The organism is Novipirellula aureliae, assembly GCF_007860185.1.
In the GTDB taxonomy this organism is placed as follows: Bacteria; Planctomycetota; Planctomycetia; order Pirellulales; family Pirellulaceae; genus Novipirellula_A; species Novipirellula_A aureliae.
Window position 1 is genome coordinate 436,957 of the sequence record NZ_SJPY01000003.1, and the last position, 20,327, is coordinate 457,283.

9 protein-coding genes are annotated in these 20,327 nt (G+C 52.1%); 3 read left to right on the forward strand and 6 right to left on the reverse strand.

The features are described from left to right. Nucleotides 1-55 precede the first annotated feature (55 nt). Nucleotides 56-7,021 carry a DUF1275 domain-containing protein gene (locus tag Q31b_RS10970; RefSeq protein WP_146599722.1) on the reverse strand — a complete coding sequence of 2,322 codons (6,966 nt, stop codon included), beginning with the start codon at nucleotides 7,019-7,021 and terminating at the stop codon, nucleotides 56-58. Beyond that, nucleotides 7,018-10,599 (reverse strand): hypothetical protein, encoded by a 3,582-nt coding sequence (locus Q31b_RS10975; RefSeq protein ID WP_146599723.1) that lies wholly within the window; start codon nucleotides 10,597-10,599, stop codon nucleotides 7,018-7,020. Before Q31b_RS10975 ends, Q31b_RS10970 begins: the two co-directional genes overlap by 4 nt. A 399-nt stretch (nucleotides 10,600-10,998) precedes the next feature. Here Q31b_RS10975 and Q31b_RS10980 point away from each other — a divergent pair, with 399 nt between their 5' ends. The 3 genes from Q31b_RS10980 to Q31b_RS10990 all read left to right on the forward strand — a co-directional run bounded on the left by Q31b_RS10980 (nucleotide 10,999) and on the right by Q31b_RS10990 (nucleotide 14,542). Further along, nucleotides 10,999-12,117, forward strand: coding sequence for a DUF1207 domain-containing protein (locus tag Q31b_RS10980; RefSeq protein WP_146599724.1), 1,119 nt, complete (start codon nucleotides 10,999-11,001; stop codon nucleotides 12,115-12,117). 443 nt (nucleotides 12,118-12,560) lie between these two features. After that, entirely contained in the window at nucleotides 12,561-13,988 is a 1,428-nt protein-coding gene (locus Q31b_RS10985) for a 4Fe-4S dicluster domain-containing protein (RefSeq protein WP_146599725.1), read from the forward strand. After that, nucleotides 13,988-14,542 (forward strand): BMC domain-containing protein, encoded by a 555-nt coding sequence (locus tag Q31b_RS10990; RefSeq protein WP_146599726.1) that lies wholly within the window; start codon nucleotides 13,988-13,990, stop codon nucleotides 14,540-14,542. Before Q31b_RS10985 ends, Q31b_RS10990 begins: the two co-directional genes overlap by 1 nt. 281 nt (nucleotides 14,543-14,823) lie before the next feature. Here Q31b_RS10990 and Q31b_RS10995 read toward each other — a convergent pair whose 3' ends face one another. The 4 genes from Q31b_RS10995 to rpsK form a co-directional block, all read right to left on the reverse strand. Then, nucleotides 14,824-17,649: a tetratricopeptide repeat protein gene (locus Q31b_RS10995; protein WP_146599727.1), complete on the reverse strand. Its 2,826-nt coding sequence runs from the start codon at nucleotides 17,647-17,649 to the stop codon at nucleotides 14,824-14,826. Between the two features lie 399 nt (nucleotides 17,650-18,048). Continuing rightward, nucleotides 18,049-18,696: a bL17 family ribosomal protein gene (locus tag Q31b_RS11000; RefSeq protein ID WP_146599728.1), complete on the reverse strand. Its 648-nt coding sequence runs from the start codon at nucleotides 18,694-18,696 to the stop codon at nucleotides 18,049-18,051. Nucleotides 18,697-18,766: 70 nt separating this feature from the next. Next, nucleotides 18,767-19,762, reverse strand: coding sequence for a DNA-directed RNA polymerase subunit alpha (locus Q31b_RS11005; RefSeq protein WP_146599729.1), 996 nt, complete (start codon nucleotides 19,760-19,762; stop codon nucleotides 18,767-18,769). 169 nt (nucleotides 19,763-19,931) lie between these two features. Beyond that, nucleotides 19,932-20,315 (reverse strand): 30S ribosomal protein S11, encoded by a 384-nt coding sequence (gene rpsK / locus Q31b_RS11010; RefSeq protein WP_146599730.1) that lies wholly within the window; start codon nucleotides 20,313-20,315, stop codon nucleotides 19,932-19,934. Nucleotides 20,316-20,327: the final 12 nt, after the last annotated feature.

The following is a 20,327-nucleotide window of genomic DNA, read 5'->3' on the forward strand; positions in this document are numbered from 1 at the left end:
TTCAACTTCCTTTTAACCCACGAATTCTTGGGAGGAACCATTTTTGTAAATCCGCTCATGACAATCGCTTTCGCGTTCGTCGATTTGGAAAAACGGGCAGCGAAATGGAAACCAGTAGCAGACTCGCCGCAATCGGGGGAGGGGCAACAAAGAAACCGCAAAGGGACAGCAAACTCAACCAGAAGGCAGGATGAGATGCGACGGGGTCGATAAACCGACGAAGTGGATAGAACACGACCACTAAAGCCACGACGGCAAGCATCGCGATTGCATAGATGAGTAAAGTCCAGAGCTGGGTTTCATCGCTATCACTTGGGCGTACACTCGATTGCCGTGATTGAGACGTCAGTGGCTTAATCTCGTTGACGACGAATCCTTCAAAATGAGACCGGCTCGTCAACCGCGGAATGGTTTCAGACGGATCAACCCCATAGCGGTCGACATGCGTTCGCATTTGGCGGTGCAAGAGTTGCCATTCGCTTTCGCTGTTTGACGCGTTTTGCCAGTCCACAGGGAATCCGGCCTCGCTTGCTAACTCTTGATAGCGGGCAACGATAGGGCGGAGCCATAATCTTGTTTCACTCGTCGGGCGTTCCGCTAGCGTATCGGCTGATTCGATGACCATCTTATTCAGCGCAGAGGCCAAAGAGAAATTTCGCTCCTCAATCATTCCTTTCGTTTTGGTTGAGCCTGACTCTCGTTTCCTGGCTGTGTCAGATACGTCTTGCGTGTCCAAGCAATAGTGGGAAAACCAGTGAGTCGCGACTGGCATATCCAATAGTTCAGGAATGTAATTTCCACGCTGTGCCTCTTCCCTAGGAATCTCGACGAGCACTTCAACCGATTGTGACAATCGGCTAAGCGCCAGCGGGATTTGGACCACGTTTTTTTCTGGCTCTTGAGCAGAGGTAGGCCCCTTGAGCTGCTTCGCGGTAACCGCTTGATGTGCACTCAATGCCGCTAGGCATATCGCATCATCAGGTAGTTCGATCCGTACATCCGCGACCGTTCCGGGAACGATTTCCCAGCGAGTGAGTACGAAAACCTGGGATCGATTCGAGTAGACTCGGGTGTCGGCGACGAGCGCTTTCGCTACCACATTTTTTTGTTGTATTGGTGCCAACTCGATCGACCACCTTGGACCATTCGCAACGAAATATGCCTGCGATCCCTCCTGGCTAAATCGATGATCCCAAATCATTTGACCACTCAACGCATCTTTTTCTAATGAACGAACGTTGCTCGAACGCCAACGAATTGGATCATTCGTCAACCGAGTTGGAACAGAGATGTAGGCGGTACGTTCGCCTTGGCCCAGAATCTCGATTCGGGGAACACTGACCCTCGTTTTATCCGCGGCCTGTAGCATTCCTGAGATCGTAATCTGTCGGCTTTCTTGAATGCTCTCATCGCAGGCAATGCGAATGAGTTGAGTCGAAATATCACTAGCAGGTTGGCGTGACCAGCGGACAGCCGAATTGACTTCCAGTCGTTCGCACCAACGGGTTGGAATTTGAAAGTCAAGGTAAGCGGGAAGTTCACCAGAAGGAAGCTGGATATCCGATTGCATGCTCCACCGTCCTTCGTTCCAGTACAACGAAATTCGCTGCTCGGCATCAAATGGTGTCGCTCGCTCAACCGCTTGAAATCTCATTCCCGAAACCCATTCCTCTTCATTGGCGGATTCCAAATTCAATGGATCCGATTCAATACGATAGGCAGCAAAGGGTATCCAGCCGCGACTCAAAAAACCGGTCTCGCCCGGCACATCGATTTGAGTGATTGGCTTGGGAAGAGACGATGGCGAGACGATGTCAATCGATTGATCTCGCGTCAATGTATAACGGTCGAGCGTCACCATTCCTGGGTTGAGGTGCAGTCGAGGCAATCGAAAACGCCCTTGTTTGCCAATATCGGTCGTTGCAATCGCTTGAACCTGAGAAACATTGCGATCCGATAGATCGCTGAGCAGCACTTTCGTCCGGCCGTCATCCGAAATGACTTTCGGTTCGGTTGGTTGGCCGTCGATGATGAGCGAACGCAGGGAAACACGTTTTGGTAAGGTAAGAATCCAACGCTGTACGGTTTCATTCGTCGGAAAAACGTCGGCTTGATAACGAATTTCCATCAAGCCGCCCGAGATATGTAGTCGATGCGTTTGATCGATCATTGGATCGGACTCAGTGATTTTGAGCAGCTGGAAAGTGGGGATTTGCCCTACCGCTACAAAGGTTCGGTCGGGCGTTTGTCCACGATACCCTGACCAAGCCGCGACAAACTGATCGTCCGTCAATGCGTCAAATGGCTCTCGCGCTAATGGCACGACTCGCAAACTGGGATCGCTGTTGATCGCGATCCAAGCAGGCGGGCTCGAGGACTGAACCGGTGGCACCACGTCAGGAATCACGATGGCTATTGCATCCTCCGCGTTTCCCGACTCGCTAATCCGTGAAGCTAGAGTCCAAAGCAAGTCGATCGTCCCTGGACGATCCACCCTTGCGGAGAGCGTCACTTCACGACGGGTTGGGCTTTGTAAGTTGGTTTGTTCGATTTGCCACTGAGTCGACAATAGTGTTGGCATTAACGAGTCTCGGATCGTTAGCGTCACAGTGTCCCCGGCAGAAACGGCGAAGGCCGGTTCCACTTGGCATTCGACCATTGTTTGTTTTAAACCCGCGTGCAACCAGTAGCGTCGGCGGAGCGGTCTCAATCCCGCGACGGTTGCAGACCGGATGTATTGCAACTCTGCCGACAGCTCGCTTACCGCTCCAACATCAGCCGTCCAAAGTTGCAATTGGCGTTGAGAAACAACCTCCCCGAAGGCCTTCTCAAATCGGACCCTTTCAACATTCCCACTGCCTTCGATTGTGAACCGAGAGGCCGCCACTGGTGGTACCGGCAGACTCACCTTTGCGCGGTTATCACCGCGAATGAAATTAGGGATCAAGGTTATTCTTAATTGCATTCGTCGTTCACCAGGTACATTGACGAGCGTTTGCAAGCTAGATGTACGATTCACAGCATCAGGAATAGCCGGTTCGGAATGGATCGAGCTTAATCCCATCGATCCCGATGCAGCCGAAACATCAAATGCAGATCGACCGATCGTTGATTCCGTGCCCATGGATTCCATGCTCGCATTTTTGGAAGTAAATCGATTGTCCGATTGGATTCCAGGTATGCGCACGTCCGGCGTGAACTGTAGAATTCGATTTTGATCATTTTGAACCCACTCGATACGGCGGATGAATTCCGGTGCGATCGGCAATCGAATTCGGTCGGTCGGTCGGTCGGTTCGAACAAAAAAGTCAGCAACAATCAATGGATTGTTGGGACGGGTTGTGTCTTCGGAAGATTCAATTCGCATTCGATAATTGACCGATTCGAAGATCACATCCGCTGGCTCTGAGTCATTCTCGGCCGCAAGGACTTGCCGCTTTGTTTTTCCGGAGAGATAGACTTTGTCACCGATCATGCTTCCCGCTGCGTCAACAGGTATCAAAAGATCGATCACCTCGTCGGCGCTGGATTCTGGTTTCGAGGTGGCGGTCGCGTAGGACGCATCCGGTTCGGGCGAGCGATTCTCCTGAGCTATCGCGGGTGCAAGGTCAACCAAAAAGCAAACGGCAATGAAGAGGAGAGAACGAACGACCGAAGCAGAGAGATCATGGGAATCGTGCTTCGAACGATCGGTCATCGATAACGAATGGCCTGCTTCTTGAGAGTCTGCTTTTGTTGACGACGCACCATGTCCATGCCATCGAAAACTGCTGACCATCAATGCTGCAGAAATTGACGGAACGATCATCCATCCAACAACGATTATTTGCCATGGCCACCAAAGCAAGGCGATAGCAATATAGAGGACGATAGCAAAGACCACGATCGAGAGTGAGCGACGCGAGACCCACCACGTGAAGGCAAACAAGATGATTGCAACCAAGCTTCCGAACGCTAACGCAACGTCTCGACGCACAAAATGAACCCGCTGGCCGTCCTCTACTCGCAACATTCCTTCGCCCCATCCAGGTTTGGGTTGCAAGGCCAGAGGCATAAAGGAATCGGATGAAGGCGCGACGAAGGACTCCGATTGCAAAGTGACGCCAGAGACATCAACCTCCGGAATGGTGCATCGCCGAAGCCAACCCGAATGGGTCTGTTGCCGTATCCATATCAGTCGAAACTCGCCTGGCTTGTCTAGGACCGATGGTTCGATTTGCACCGTGCCATTGAGCGAGGTCGGCAACTCGATGCTCTTTCCGTTTTGCTCTGCCGATATCAATTGGAAATCGGCATCGGTGTGAACCGAGATCGGTTTCATCGATGAAACAAAAAGGTCCACTTCAAGACGATCGGAGCCTTGAATGGAAGCGATCAAGCGAACCGTTTTTTTCCAAACCATCGTTGGGTTGGGATCGGTTTTCGCTTTGCTGATGATGATCTTTGGTTGATCGGATGGATTGTAACGAATTTTGGTCGTCAGCCTGGATGCTTGCCGTTGCATCGGCGGTTCGTCGGGATTCGCAAGATAGCTTGTTTCGGACGGCTCACTCAATTCGTCAGCCGTCGGTTCGGCAAAAGTAAGATCATCGAGTTGGAAATGGTTTTCGACGGGCACCCGTAAAACCGTATTCGGTTTATCCGACAAACGCAATCCGCTTCCGAGATAGGCGTCCGCTGCTTGACTCGTTGCATTCGAAACGACGGGTAATTGAACCGATAGCTGCTCAGGCATGGCGTAATGGCGACGACCAATCAATCGTTGGCCTCGAAGACTTCGGTCCGACAGGTCGATGGTGTAAATCCCTTCCGATTCCGCCTCCGTTAGTTCGACGTCCACTGCCGACAAGCTGACTGCTTTGTTTGAGTCATCCGAATGGAGCATCCAATGCAACGGCGGTCGCTTCAACGCCGGCCCACTTTGAATAACGACTTTTTCGGGTGACTGATTGGCTGAAACCATCTCGACGAAAAACGTCTCATCGATCTGAGCATTCTCCTCAAGCAGTACCAATGTCGTCGAAACATCAAACGCGATACTCAGTGGTTTAAGAATTAGCGTTGGCGTCTGGCCGGTATCACAGGACAAATAGATGGTTGCTTTGTCAATCGAATCAAAAAAAACTTGAAACTCTTGAGGTAGACTCGACCGCTTCATTTGTTGACTCAGTAGAGTCATTTGGCTCGACCAATCCAAATCACTCGGCGGGTCCGCCGAAACAAACAACGCTCCTTGCAGATCACGAAGTCGGATAAACCAAGAAGGTGGGATGACAATGTCGGCACCGACGTTACTCGTCCGCCGAATCCCAGTCGCTCGCAGTACAAACTCGGAATCAAACACGTCGGCAGCCTCGGGCCAGATCCAAACTTGTGAACGGTTGGAAGTTGCTGACGGGCTTTCAATTGCCCTGCCTGAAACCGGCAATAAAAGAGATTGCAATGTCCAATCCGGTTGTAGTTCTAGGCAAATTGGTTCAATTCGCTGAGGGTCAACTCGAACCCGGATTTCGGCGACCGCGGTCACACTCGGTTCATCAACGGATGCCGCCGAGATCGACAGTTTCATCGCGGTCGTTACGTCACGCAGCGCAGATTCACTTGCAATTCGAATCCTCGACCAAGGTTTTATTTGATCGGAGGATGCCGATACGATTGGCGTACCCTTTGCGATCAGTGTATGCGTCAATTCGCTCGTAGCCGATTCGCTTTTGAGATGCCAACCATCGGGGAGGTCCCAGTCGATAACCCGGAGCGGTGCGAACGTGGTCAACTGAACTTGGCTAGTGACTTCGGACGTTACGATCGGATCGGCAACAAAGAGGGGGATCGGTAGATCACACCAACCCTGTTCCAATTCCCAAATGGTTTGTCCCGAAATTGTCAGTGAAACGAACGAGTCGTTGGACCGCGTTGATCGAATATCCGCATTGACTGTGATCTCCTCAAGGTTTCCTTCGATTTCCCTTGTGGTAAATGGAGTTTCGACTCCATCAAGTTTGACCGACGTGATGATGCTATCACGAACTTGGATCGGCGGAATTCGCGTCGCTGCATTGAGTTGCAACGAGGCCTGATTGGTCCAAGTGGTCCGGGTCGTGTCGACATCGTAGCGTGTAAAGGAACTTCGCACCAACAACGCCACCTCACTCGATTCACTTTTCGTCGGGGTGGCGGTTAGCTGTAGACGACTGAGACCGCCAGCTTCGATGATGTAGTAAGCGTCCTCTTGATTGTTTTCGGCGGTTATGAATTCAGGCGGACATTCCTCTAACCGGCGAAGCACACCGCCAGCGGTTTCGAAAGCGAATGAGTTGGGGGCCTTCAGTACGAAACGAGTCTGCGGCGAGGGAGGGATTTGCAAATCAAACGTTTTACTTCCTCCTTCACTTTCGCATTGCAAACTCCATGAAAACGACAAGGTGGAATCGCCATCAACCATTGCCACGAGGCTGCCGTCCGCTGAGGTTCCCAAGCGTGGCAGCGGAGCATTTTCGGCTTCGACTACCATCGGAGCGCTGTCGTGAAGTGCCAAATTGGTTCTGCCGATTGGATGCTGCACCGGACGATCGGTATCACAGCGAATGGTCCATCGCGATTCCCGACTGATTAAGAGTTCGCCATCGAACTCCATTGGATAGAGCGACTCCGTTAATTGGCAATCGCTGGCCACCGTCTCCGTTCCCCGGATTTTTTGAAATGACTGAAGAAGCCGTGAGATCGAGATAGGCTGAAAGTCGCTTGGGACGAGTTGGGCAAGCTGAGAATGGTAGAGGGAAACCGGACGAAGCCGTTTCCCTTTGGGAACATTTTGTAGTAGCGAATCAATAGGCCCCCATTGAATCGCTTCGTCGTCCAAAGGAGGGTCGTCACTTTCGACTGTTTGGGCAGGTGCCCCCGCTTCGCTCACGCTCGCCGAGTCGGTTGGCTCCTCTTGACCGCGGGCCACGTCGCCCGCCAACGCTAGGAAAAGGAATTGGGTGACAATTAGCACGAAGGCAAAGAGGGTTGGGTGTCTCACGGTGCCACCTTATCGATTCGTGACGATGCCGCTAATGATCGCGTCGCGCTAAGCGATTTGCCTTCGGCCGATGGAGACTCTTCCTTGTCCTGTTGAGACGATAAATCAGACCGACGAACCCGCCGATTCGATAGAGCGCTAATGGGATCGGGAGATTGGACGAGGCTGCGAATCGCCAACATCACGACAACCAACACCAAAGCGATTAAACCAAGTTGCCCCATTAATACAGCGGCATCGGGAGCGATGATCAGGATGCCCGCAAAGAGGACCGCCGCGATGACGGCAGAGAAGGGATGACGTGTTCGTGGCACAAACGTAAACAACATGCCGAGCACGAGAACCATCGATGCCGTGACCATCCATAATATCGTTCGCGAGACAAAAATCGCACGAAATGCTCTAGCGTCTACGCCCTGGTATAAATAGCGATTGCCAGCCGGCACTTCCGCTAGACTTCCTTCGCCAACCCAATAGGCGAGCGACTGGGATGTCTGGGTTGGTTCACGGTAAAGACGCAAACGATCGAAAACCCATGCCATCGAGCGTTCCAAGGACGGTGTCGCCCAGAGAATATGTCGGTCGCTCGGCGAATAGATTTCCCAAAAAATCCGTCCTACTCCGATTGGCAATTCAATCGATGGTTCAATTTGCTCGAAGATTATTGCTGTGCCCTTCGATGTTCCCGTTGCATCCGCTGCATCGATTGGAATCCACACTCGCAAATCCAGGTGGTGGGAAGAGTCATCGGTTGGCAAAGTAATGACCAGTTCATTTTTCTCGCGACGGACGCCGACACTTTGCGAGTCAACCGATGCTTCCACGGAAATCGGGTAGTCGCCACGTGGAATCCCGATTCTCAATTCGCCTCGACCATGAACCTCGGCCAATAACTGTTCCATCCGTGTCGCTTCACCGACCGCCGTACGCAAAACCGCTTTGGCGATAAACGTGTTTTCCTGGTTATCGGTTCGCGATCGCAATCGAACCAAAATCGGTTGTCGTGGCAATGCGTCAAACACCATCATGTTTTCGGATTCACCCAATCCGCGATCGAACTCCGTTGGTTGGGTTTCGACTTGCAGTAAATCGGTCAACATGTCCCCTTGGAGTGCCACACGCATCAATCCTTCGTACGTCATGTCGACGGCGATGGGGCGAGGGGTTGCGATGGGTTCGATACGGTCGATCGATAACTCGTCGCGACTTGACTCGATCCTCAAGGGGCTGCTGATGTTCCAACGCAACGTCATCATTCCACTCGACAACTGGTCCGAAATCAAGACAAATTGATCTCCTCCAACACCTTGCAATACAGCTGGTTGGTTGTTGACGGTCACCGTCCAAGAGGGCGTTCCTGGTCCGCGATCAAGAAGATCATTGTTGCCGGTTTCGGTCGGAGCATCAGCCTCTGGTTGTGACTCCGAATAGGTCTGCGATTCACTTTCGGGCGGAGGCGGAGCTGCAAGCAAACGGTTTGCATTGGTTAGTGGCAGCAAACTCGAATCCGTGTTTTGATTCTGTGATATTTGAGAAACGGGAGGTGCGTTAAGATCCGAATCGGGTGAACGCTCCTTCAACAAAGCTGGTTCTTGATCACGATCCAAGACGGACGTGATCTGTATGGGTAGGCGTCCTTGTAAATCCAGCGACGATGTCAACACCCAATCCCAGGTCGTTGTCAACTTGTCGGCTTCGATCGCGATCGTGGCATCTCCTGACAAGGAGATACGGGGCGACTTTTCGACCACCCATCCCACCAATTCTGCGGTAGCATCTGCTGGAATCACTCGGTAGCGAGTCATTGTGGATTCGGCGAATCCCGAATTTTCAATTCGAAGGGCACGATCAAGATTCTTGGATGCCTCTAAGTCGACGACCAACGAGGAACGCCCGCGATTGTTTAAATAGACGAGGGAGGACTGGATCTGCATGGTCTCGTCCAAGTCGGCAATACGAGGAATCTGGAGCTGCATACTCAAGGGACCAGCTGCGAGATCATGTTCGGCGACAACTCGGATCGGAGACGGATCTTCGCTGTTGTTGGACTCCAGAAAGATCTCGTAGTACGGTAGATTCGCCAAGGCTTCAATTCGCTCGCCCGTCTCGAGATTTTCGATCGACCTAAGACGCCAATCACCAAGCGATAATTTCAGCATCGTTCCTTCGCTGACACGTCCGCTCGGCAAAATCCGATACTCCATTCTGGCGACCGAGTCGTGAAGGGATATTTCGGATTCCGTCGATAACCTTAACTGCCGATGAGTCGTCGCCAGCCAAATGGGTAACTCGAACGCCGCTCGATCATATCGAAAGAAGTAAGAACGCCCGTTCTCTTCATTGGGCTGCGACAAAATACTATGCACCCAAGGACGCGATCGCCAACGCAATCGAAACTCATCACCGGTAACAATTTGGACCTCACCGCGCTGTCGAAGCGCTCCGATAATCTCGGGAACACGAAATGAAAGTGGGCTGGACCCGGTCGGATCGTTGGTCGTTAATTGCAGCTGGAAATTCAAATCGATTCGCTGCTGTGAATCCTGTTTGGGAATCTGCAACTCGATGACATCGCCCTCGGGAGAAGCGATCGGGCCAACAAATTGGGCTTCTTGGCCTCCCGAACCTAACGTTGGCGTACCAAATAGGACCGCATTTTTAGGTAAGCGAATTCTTAATTCATCGGCTGTCCCTCTAACACTACGGACAATCATTTGACAATTAACGAGGGGTTGGTCTTGAGGAGAATCCCATTGGACCACAATTCGGCTGTTGTCGATTTCCAAGAGCGTGCTGCCATCGGAATCCCGATCGAGATTTCCCCAGCGAAGCGTGAAATCACCCCCTCCGCTTTCAATCGAAAAACGCGTGGATGTTTTCTTGTTCCCTTTGACCTGAATCACCTCATCACCGCGTCCAACAATCTCACCGGTCACGTTTGGCTCATTGACGATCATGTTGATTTGGGAGGGAACGTCGGGAAGCTGAAAGCGGATCGTTCTCGGGGGTCCCGAAGTGATTCGTGCCGACACCTTCATCTTCACAACGACCTCTTGCTCCTCGGTCGCTTTGACCAGTAGCACATGCCCTCCCTCACTCGCCGACCCGGTAAGGCGGTAGTCACTCAGTCCGATGACTTCGGGCGGTCCAAGCGGATGAAAGTTGCTCATCCCAATTGGCACTGCGACCATCCGCCCGTCATTCGGTTGAATCGTAAACCGAAGAACCAGTTCAAATTCGGCACGGGTCGTCGTTGTGGAGCCAACGAGCTGAAGCGATTGGAAACTGTAACCTTGGCTGCGAGATTCGATTCCAGCATCCAAACTCTTTAGCCGATCAATCTCTTCAAACGACATCGCTGGCATCAAGACAGGCGTGCCAGATTCGTCGAGGAATAAAAAACCTTTGACTGGCAAATTGTCGCTATTTTTCGAAGTGGGAACCGCCGTGGATGGGCTTAGTCGGCTACCATTGTCGGGCGGAAAGGTCCCTGGAGCTTGGCCAAAGAGGCTCGCATTGCCCGCCATCATCAGAACCACAAAGGTCGTAAACGCTAAGCAACTCGTCCATACACCCACCCACGATGCGGCACCAAAGCAACACCTAGGTGAATGTCGGGAATATGGGTAGCAAAATCGAGTCACGAAAAGTACGATGAGCGGCGTGAATGGAGGAGATGAGTACAGTTTACGCAAACTACGTAACCCGCAAAAGTAATTGGCCGGCAATCGACGGTTTATTCGCCAGGAAAAAGTTGTTCATCCTCCTTTTCATTCTATTCGATACGACCGTCTTTATAATACGGTCCCAACAGTGAAACCGATCGTATAAGTCAGTACTATTCTAAGCCCTGTCTCATTATTAACGGTTTTTATGCCGATAAAAAATGGCAGCGAAGTTAGTGTCACCACGTTCATGTAACAGCAGATAGTGGCCAAAAGTCTTTAACATTTGAGTCATGTTTTTTGGGCGTCGTAATGACCTTGTCTTCCAACCGATCTCATTTCCGGCGAAGTGAACTTGCCTGGCCTGGCCGGTTGGTAGTCTTTTTGGCAACGGTTTTGACCGTGATTGTGTGTTCGGGTCCCTCGTCTGCCCAAGAAACGTCTGCCCAAGAAACGTCTGCCCAAGAAACTTTGTCGATCCCCCTGTCCGCTCCCATTGGCTTGGGGCTGATCGACGACCCCTCATTTGAAGCGCCCGCATTCCAGGATCCAGCGTTTCAAAATCCGCTGACCGATGAAAGCACTTATTTGCAGCAAAGCCAAATTGGCGTGACGAGTCACGATTCGGCACACGAATATTTCAACCACGGTTGTCCGGCGCAGACAACTCCTTGGGAATGGTCTTTGCTGCCCAATGGACTGCTTTGGCACTCCTACCTAGCGGGGCTTCACGAACCAAGAATCTCGACCGTTTTTTTGGGCGACGACGATGAAAACGGTTACTGGGACGCGACACTCGGAGGACGAATTGGCTTGCTCCGTTATGGAACGCCTCAAAGTGTTGGCGGACAAGGATGGCAATGGGACGTGGAAGGCGGCGTGATCACGCGGCTAAATATTTTGGAATCCGAAGATGTCGACTCGATGGATTACCGCTTCGGAACGATCCTCACGACCCGTCAAGGCCAATGGGGGGCGAAGCTTGGCTATTTCCACATCAGTTCTCATGTTGGCGACGAATATGTTGTGCGAAATCCAAGCTATGAACGTATCAACTATGTGACGGAATCACTGGTCGGAGGCCTCAGCTACTATCCAAATCCGCTGTGGCGATTCTACGGAGAGATGGCGATTGCGGTGAAGCGATCGGGTGGCGCGGAACCGCTGCAATTTCAAACGGGATTGGAATACATCGCCCAACCAAGAACAAGAACGTCGGGCAGCCCCTTCACCGCAATGAACATCGATCTTCGTGAAGCCGTCGATTTCGATCCGTCCGTCAGTATCCAAACCGGTTGGCAATGGCAAGGTACTTATAGCGAACGCCGTTTTCGAACCGGTCTACAGTACTTCCATGGGCCGAGTAGCCAATTCCAATTTTTCCGCCACGTCGAACACCACCTCGGCTTCGGCGTATGGTACGACTATTGAGCGTTGCTATTGAGCGTTGCTATTGAACGTTGCTATTGAACGTTGCTATTGAGCATTGCCGAAACGCTTGCCGAGTTTCGCTACAAAAAATCACATCCTCTTCGGGACGCCTATCGTTTGCTGTCGTTCAAAAGTGTCAGTCATTCCTTTGACCACCTTACCGAATAATTCACCCGGCGGTTTGAGCGGAACCGGCCGTGATATGGTGGCTTGCCGGATTCGTGTTTCGTCCGGAAATTCATATTACGAGCGATTTTTGAAGTGCATTGTTTGATCCCATGCGGAACTCCGCGTAAAATGGGGCCGCACGTGTTTGACAACGTCTCAAACTGCGATCAAACTGGGCATGTCCGAAAAGGGGTCTGACCCTTTCCTGACAAGCGGAAAACGATTGAAAAACGAACGTCCTCCAAAGGGTCAGGCCCCTTTTCGGACAAAGCCTGTTGTCCTTTTACCGGGCGGATATTCCTGATAATAAACAGGATTGGGATGAGACGATTAAGATGGGCGTAACCACCGTAGCGAAACAAGAATTGCTTCAGCAAATTAGGGCAGCAGGGGTCATCGGCGCCGGTGGTGCCGGTTTCCCGACCTACAAAAAGCTCGATGCTTCCGTCGAACATGTGATTGCGAACGGAGCGGAATGTGAGCCGCTTCTGCAGAAAGATCGCGAGGCGATGCTGCAACGCCAAGACGCTTTTTTCCGCGGTTTGCAGATTGTCCGTGATCTGACCGATGCCACGACCGTTACGGTCGCGGTGAAAAAGAAAAACGAAGATGTGATTGAGCGATTCCAAGCGGATTTGCAAGCAAATCACTTTGAGAATCTTGTCTACCCCGATGTTTATCCGGCTGGCGATGAGTACATCTTGGTTTACGAGATTTCTGGACGACTGATTCCGCCCGGTGGTATTCCGCTGCATGTTGGCTGTGTGGTCGATAACGTAGAAACGATCGTCAATGTCGCGCACGCGGTCGCAGGACGCCCCGTTGTCGAAAAGTTCGTGACGGTTTGCGGCGCCGTTGCCGAACCAATCACGACGGTCGTGCCGGTCGGTGTTTCGATCGCTGATTGCCTCCAGCTTGCCGGTGGATTAACAGTGGATGACCCGTTGATTCTAACCGGCGGTATTATGATGGGCGGCGTCACCACCGATCTTTCTACTCCGGTGGGAAAAAACATGGGCGGCATCATTGCACTCCCGCGTGATCACTACTTGGCAAAACGCAAAACTCAGTCGCAGGAAACTTACACGCGTATCGGCCATGGGCAATGCGACCAATGTTCGCTTTGTACCGAGCTTTGTCCTCGATACATTATGGGCTACCCCATCGAACCACATAAAGTAATGCGCACTCTGCTGATGACGGGCGAGTCGAAACAACGCGGTAGTCTGTGGGCCCAATACTGCTGCGAATGCAATGTCTGCTCGATGATCGCTTGTCCCGAATCGCTCGATCCAAAGAACATTTGCGTGGATGCTAAGAAGGTGCTACGTGAAAACAAACTTGGACGATCCGAGGAAGAATTGGATGTGTTATTTCGAGATGTCCATCCAGCTCGTAAAGGACGTGAGATTCCTATTCCGACACTGATTCGGCGACTCGGACTTGCTCCCTACAATCGCAAAGCGCCCTTTGTCAACTTTGATCATTGGCGCCCCCGTCGGGTCGTGATCCCTCTGAACTCTCATATTGGAGCACCGGCAAAACCGGTTGTCTCGGTCGGTAGCACGGTTCGCCGTGGCGACATTGTCGGTATGGTTGAAGAGCAGCAGATGGGTTGTCCAGCACACGCCAGCATGGACGGTCAAGTAACGGCCGTAACCTCAGACAGTATCGAAATCACAGCTCAACCAATGGTAAATTGATGGAAAACGGTAAAGCAATTGGCATCGTCGAAACATCCAGCATCGCGCGAGGATTCATGATCGCTGATACCGTGCTCAAATCGGCAAACGTAAAAATCATTGTGAATCGGACCATTTGCCCAGGAAAATACATGGTATTGATCGGCGGAAATGTCGATGCAGTGACCTCGGCAATCGAAGCGGGGGTGAAAGCCGGCGCCCATACCGTGGTCGACCATTTCGTGATCCCCAATGTTCATCCGTCCGTTTTTCCGGCCATTAGTGGTGTCAGTCAATTGCCCGAGCTCAAAGCCCTGGGCGTGATCGAGGCGTTCAGCGTGGCGTCGGTCATTGAAGCAGCCGATGCCGCCGTCAAGGCGACCCAGGTCCAACTTATCACGATCCACCTTGCGATGGCGATCGGCGGGAAGGGCTGGGTTTCACTAACCGGCGATGTTGCCTCCGTGAACGAGGCGGTCGAAGTTGGCGGAGCCGTCATCGAACGAAAAGGATTGCTAGTCGACAAGGTGGTGATTTCAGCTCCTCGTCCTGAAATCATTCAAGAGTTTGTCTAAAAACCCGATCGGCCCCCGGTGTACGAAAAAAACTTTGGTGTGTTCCCCCAACCAAAGCTTTCATTCAATCAGCAAGTTAGGTTAGCGTTCTATTCGGCACTATTCTTCTCATTTTGCTGCCCTCTTCGGCTCCGTTTCCCGGTCCTCCATCCTACCGTGGAGCCTTCGTCATCGGAGCAGGCAGCTATGAATGGCGTGGACTCAAGGAATTTTGGGACGTGAAACCTCTTATCGTCCTACCTCCATTTTCCTACCAAAACTCAAATGATATGCAGGGGTATTTACTCAAGTTCGGCAGCGTACTTTTTGATTTGCTCGTGGAGGTGCCATTGCCCGGGGTCGTCGAGAATGCATGCTCGCTCGATTTGAAGGGCCTCGGTTTTCCTCCCTTGTTGATAGAGGATTTCTGCAAGCGTATCTCTGAATATGGCGCTGTCAGGTTCAAAGTAAACGGCTTGTTCGGCCATCTTTGCTGCTTCACTTAGCCGCTTCTTGTTCATCGCAGCAACCCAGGCCAAGTTGTTTGCTGCTGTTGTGTCGAAGGGGTAGGTCTCGACGTACTGGCTTCCGAATTTCCACGTTCGCTCGAACGCCTGCTCAGCCACCTCTTCCATCCCTTCTTTCTCTCTCATCAATGGCAGCAAACGTTCAGCAACGTCAACGTCCATTGGATTGAGTGCGTAGATTCGCTCGAAATGGGTCTTGACTTGTTCGACGTCATTTTCTTGGATCGCCGCTTCGAGGAACCAGCGTCGGACGAAAACGGGCAGGGAAATATAGGCGAGCGGATGGTAGTTGTTCGAATCGGACGTCGCGCCGACCGCCAAGTCAAACCACCTCGCCGCCTCGCCTGGTTCGGTCTCTCGGACCAGCGTTGCATAGTCTCTAGCGACGTCGTACAAATCGGATGTTTCAGCACTACCGAGGGCGGTCATCGCAATCAATACTTGGTAAGCACTCAAGATCATTTCATCATCGCTGACCTCAGCCAGTTCATGGAGCATTATTTTTCGCTGTCCCGTTGAGGGCGAGCAAAGCATCAGGCGGATTTGCTGCTTCAATTTGGCTGCCCTTTCATCGTAGCCCTGCCTCCTAGCGAGTACCCACTGCGCCACGGTCGCCTTGATCGCCAGTTCCATCTCATCCGAATTCCGGCGTATCGTATTGGACAACGACGACCGGTCTAGAAGACCGCTCCAAACTTGTTCAAAAGCGACGTTGGCCAAGTCCGCACGATCATGGTTTTTTAGCTCTTCTGCGGCCATGCTCTGCGCTTGAATGTCACCTCGCATTCGTAGGAGGTCCAGTACCCGAGATGCCAATCGACTTTGATCATGAATCGAAAAGAAGGAAGCAAAAGACGTATTCAATTGGCGAGACATAAACTGACGCGCTAAAACCCTTCCTGCGTTCGGCGAAAATGTATCATGGCCTAACACCATTTCATTGAATAGCTTTTCGAAATCCTCATCGCTGCCGAACTCGTCAACCGTTTCGCCAATTCCGAGTAAGAATGCAATTTCAATCCGCCTGTCAAACGATATTGAAGGCAACAATTTTTCGAGTGAACCGGTCAACGCCAGCCATAAACCGATGTCCATATCGTTCATCGATAGAATAAGAAAACGACGAGACGTACTCGAAATTTCGCGTTCGCCCGGTCGGACGGCCAAGCGGGGCATCCACGCTTCTTGATTCGACATTGCCAATGCTTGCAAAACGTATTCGCGAATTTGGATCGAGCCAATCGATATCGGGCTGTCGGCTAACTCAGAGGCAATTTGCCAAGCATCCGACTCACGTCCGACATGGAGCAAGCATCGCATCAGCGTCAGTAAGCGGGTCATTTGAGGATGAATGGAAGAGTCATCGCTGGTGATTTGCAGATGGATCGCCGTTTCGATCCAAGCCGAAAGCTTTGCATCAATTTGTTCATAGGGATACTCAAGAATATCGAAAGCGAGATCGGTGCGAGCGGAAGCAATCGCTAACATCGCAGCCCCTTCCACGTCGATCGGCCGCAACATCGCGATCGCCTCGTCCACAAACCCGTGACTGGCCAAACACTTCCACCCGATGCTGATCGCCGACATGTCTTCGGATTCTGTCGTCAATGCCTTTCTCGCTTGATCAACCAATGGGACGTCGCCACTTCGATCTGCTGCAATCAATACGTCACACCAAGCCGCTGTTGCCTCGGTCGAATGAGCGTCCGCTCTTTTTGCAGTCGCCAATGCATCGGATGCAATCGCTTGCCACCTGCCCAGAAGCATTCGGGAGGCGCGAATCATTGTGGGATCGCCACTTTGGATCGCCCGTGCGATCGCTTCCTCATTTCGGCCGAGAGCGAACAAGACGGTCACTTCGGCTTGCTGCCTTTGTGCCAAAGTCCAGTACTTTGACGAACTGGGTAGCAGCGTGTTGTCGTCGACTTCCAACCCAAGTTCTCGCATCAAATCGATTCGGCATACTGCCATCTCTTTTGAATCCGCACACAAATCAACGAGAGCCAACAGATCGAGTGCTGAGTCATCCGCTTGTGCCGCCCGAACGAAGATCGGAAACCGCTTCGTCAATCGAGCTGATAGTCGTTTGTGTAGCAGATCACGATCGGCGGCATTGGCTGATTCTTCGATCGCGACGACAACCGAGCCGAATTGCCCCAGTTCCACTAGCTCCTCCAAAACGGCCGGGTCATCGGCGGAGTCGAGCAAGCGAGCAATCTGTGGCGGCGTATCGGGTAGGGATCCTCGCCGCCATTGACGCAGCACCCACCGTGCTCGCTCGGCCACCTCGGGGTCTGGATGATTTACCGCATTCATGATCGCTTGTCGCGATTGATCGCGAAGCCGCCACAAACGAACGGTCGCCGCCTGCCGGCGGCCATAATCGTCATCCGCCAATTGCTCGATCGAGAAAGATTCAGGAGAACCTTCAACAGAGGTTTCCGCTGCGGTGGCGTGGGGGCTTGGCAGACAGGCTAACACCAACAAACAAAATAGAATGGCCCGCCACGGCCTAGAAACGAGTCGCTTCGACGCGATGCCTGCTGAGCACGTGCTTGAACGGTAGCATCCAAAGAAGTATTTCCAAAAAAGCTTGTTCATATCATTGGATCGAAATTGGAAGAGAGACCGATCGCCTGTTTACCATGGAGCGATTTCCATGGAGCGATGATTTCCCATTAGAATCGGTAACGCTGATCGTCCTACCATTCTAACAAAGAAGTCGAGAACCGCCTCATGTCGTTCCTCGCTTTCCCAAACACTCTTTTGCCATTCTAGCGGTAGCGATCGCTTTTTTCAGCGAATTTCAGTCCGATCACGTAAAGACGAACCAATCCGGTTGGTACGATTGTGTGAATTGTTTGCGAGAATTGTTTCGTTGGCGAGTGGACCTCGTGCTCGCCGGAGGATGCAACGCAAAGGCTCCGCCCCCCCCAAAAAAAAACGACGACCTGCACTCACTGCAAATCGTCGCTTTGTATAAGATGAAGAGCGAACTCTCTATTGGTCGTCTTCTGAGCTATCGGCGGCAGGAGCGCCAGCGGTTACGGGCTCTTCTGCGGATTCCTCGCTTTGCGATGAGGCATCGTCTTCGAACGATGGTCGTTCTGCTTTGCGTTTGACACGGTCGTTCTTGCCTACGAATTCAAGAATCGCACGAGCACCGGCGTCACCCAAACGGGGTGTCGCAAGTTTCAGAATTCGAGTGTATCCACCGGGCCGATCGACAAAACGTTCGGCAATCGTGTCGAACAAGATACTTGTTGCTTGGCGGTCACCGATGAGCTGCACGACACGCCTTTGAGCGGCGACGACAGGAGCGCGAGCGGCGGCCCACTTTTTCCATTCATCGCTCTTTCGCCACTCTTTGTAAGCATCTGTACCACGCTCGGCTTGCGTTGCGTACTTCTTTGCTTCCTCAGCGTGTGGCAAGCTTTTCTTGGCGATCGTGATACATTTTTCGACGAGCGGCCGGACCTCTTTCGCTTTGTGTAGCGTCGTGATAATCCGTCCCTTTACCTTCGGAGCGTTTTCGTCGTATTCAGCGTCGCGTTCGGTCAAGAACAATGCACTTGTCAAGTTCTTGAGTAACGCCTTGCGGTGGCTTGGGCTTCGACCGAGTACGCGGCCTTTTCTGCGGTGTCGCATGGCGGAGATTCCGTCTAATGGTTAAATGATCTATAAGTTTTGTTGTTGCACAATCGCTTCGAACATCCGCTTAGAACATCGGCTGGTTCGGCACTCTCATGCCTAAATGCAACCCGTACTGAGCGAGTTTTTCACGCACTTCATTGAGTGTTGTGTCCCCGAAGTTTCGCACTTCGAGTAGTTGATCTTCGGTTCGTTGTACCAAATCACGAATCGTTTGGATGCCTTCGCTTTCGAGACAATTGTTGGCTCGAACCGATAATCGCATTTCAGCAAGTGTCATGTTCAATTTCGACTCAAGCTGTGCTTCCGGTGACCCCGTTCCGCCACGTGCGGCCGAGAAAATACTCGGTCCAAGTTCGCGGTATTGGACAAATGGATTGAGGTGCTTGCGAAGAATCTTTGCCGCTTCGACAAGCGACAACTCTGGATTCACGCTGCCGTCCGTCCAAATTTCCAGGTTCAACCGGTCAAAGTTCGTCTTTTGGCCGACTCGAGTCTCTTCCACTTCATAACGGACACGGGTGATCGGACTAAACACGGCGTCGATCGGAATAATGCCGATCTCGTGGTCGACACTACTGTGCTCGGTACTTGGCACGTAACCACGACCGTTTTCGACAACCATTTCCATCATGAAAGGGGTGTCTTCGGTGAGCGTCGCAATCACGTGATCTTTGTTGATGATTTCAACATCCGAATCGGTTTCGATGTCCGCACCGGTGATCACGCCTGCGGTGTCACGTTCAACGGTGATCACGCGAGTCGCTTCACTGTGGTTACGAACGACCAAACTTTTGACGTTCAAGACGATCTCGGTGACGTCCTCCATCACTCCAGGAATCGAAGTGAATTCGTGCTGTGCACCACGGATCTTGATTTGGGTGACAGCACTGCCCATTAGGCTGCTCAAAAGAACTCGCCGCAGGCTATTGCCAACGCTCGCACCAAAACCGCGTTCGAACGGTTCAGCGGAAAATTTCCCGTAGGTGGATGTGAGGGTATCGCGATCGACTTCAAGCGTACTGGGTAATTCCATACCACGCCATCGAATGTGCATCGACATGGGACCTCGATATAAGTTATATGTTTAAATTGGACAGGTGTGACCAAACGGCAAAACCGTTTGGGTTTCGTTGATGTCGGTCGCCGGCAGCTAACCACGAAAAACCATTCGAATCGCCGCTGACAGTGGCTCAACAGTGGCTTAGACGCGGCGGCTTCAACACGGCGGCTTAGACGCGGCGCTTCTTGCGAGGACGACAACCGTTGTGCGGAATCGGTGTGACCTCTTCGATCAACTTGACATTCAAGCCTGCAGCTTGAAGGGCGGTGATCGCACTTTCGCGGCCACTACCAGGCCCCTTGACGCGAACTTCGCAATCACGCATGCCGAACTTTGTCGCTTTCTCAGCTGCTTGTTGTGCAGCACATTGGCCAGCAAACGGTGTGCTTTTACGACTCCCCTTGAAACCGCTCGTTCCCGCAGTCGCCCAACACAACGTGTCACCCTTGGGATCGGTGATCGTGACGGTTGTGTTGTTGAAGGTCGCGTGGATGTGAGCGATTCCGCTGGTCACGTTGCGTCGAATTCGTTTTTTCTTATTGGTCTTTGCCACTGCAAAGTCTCG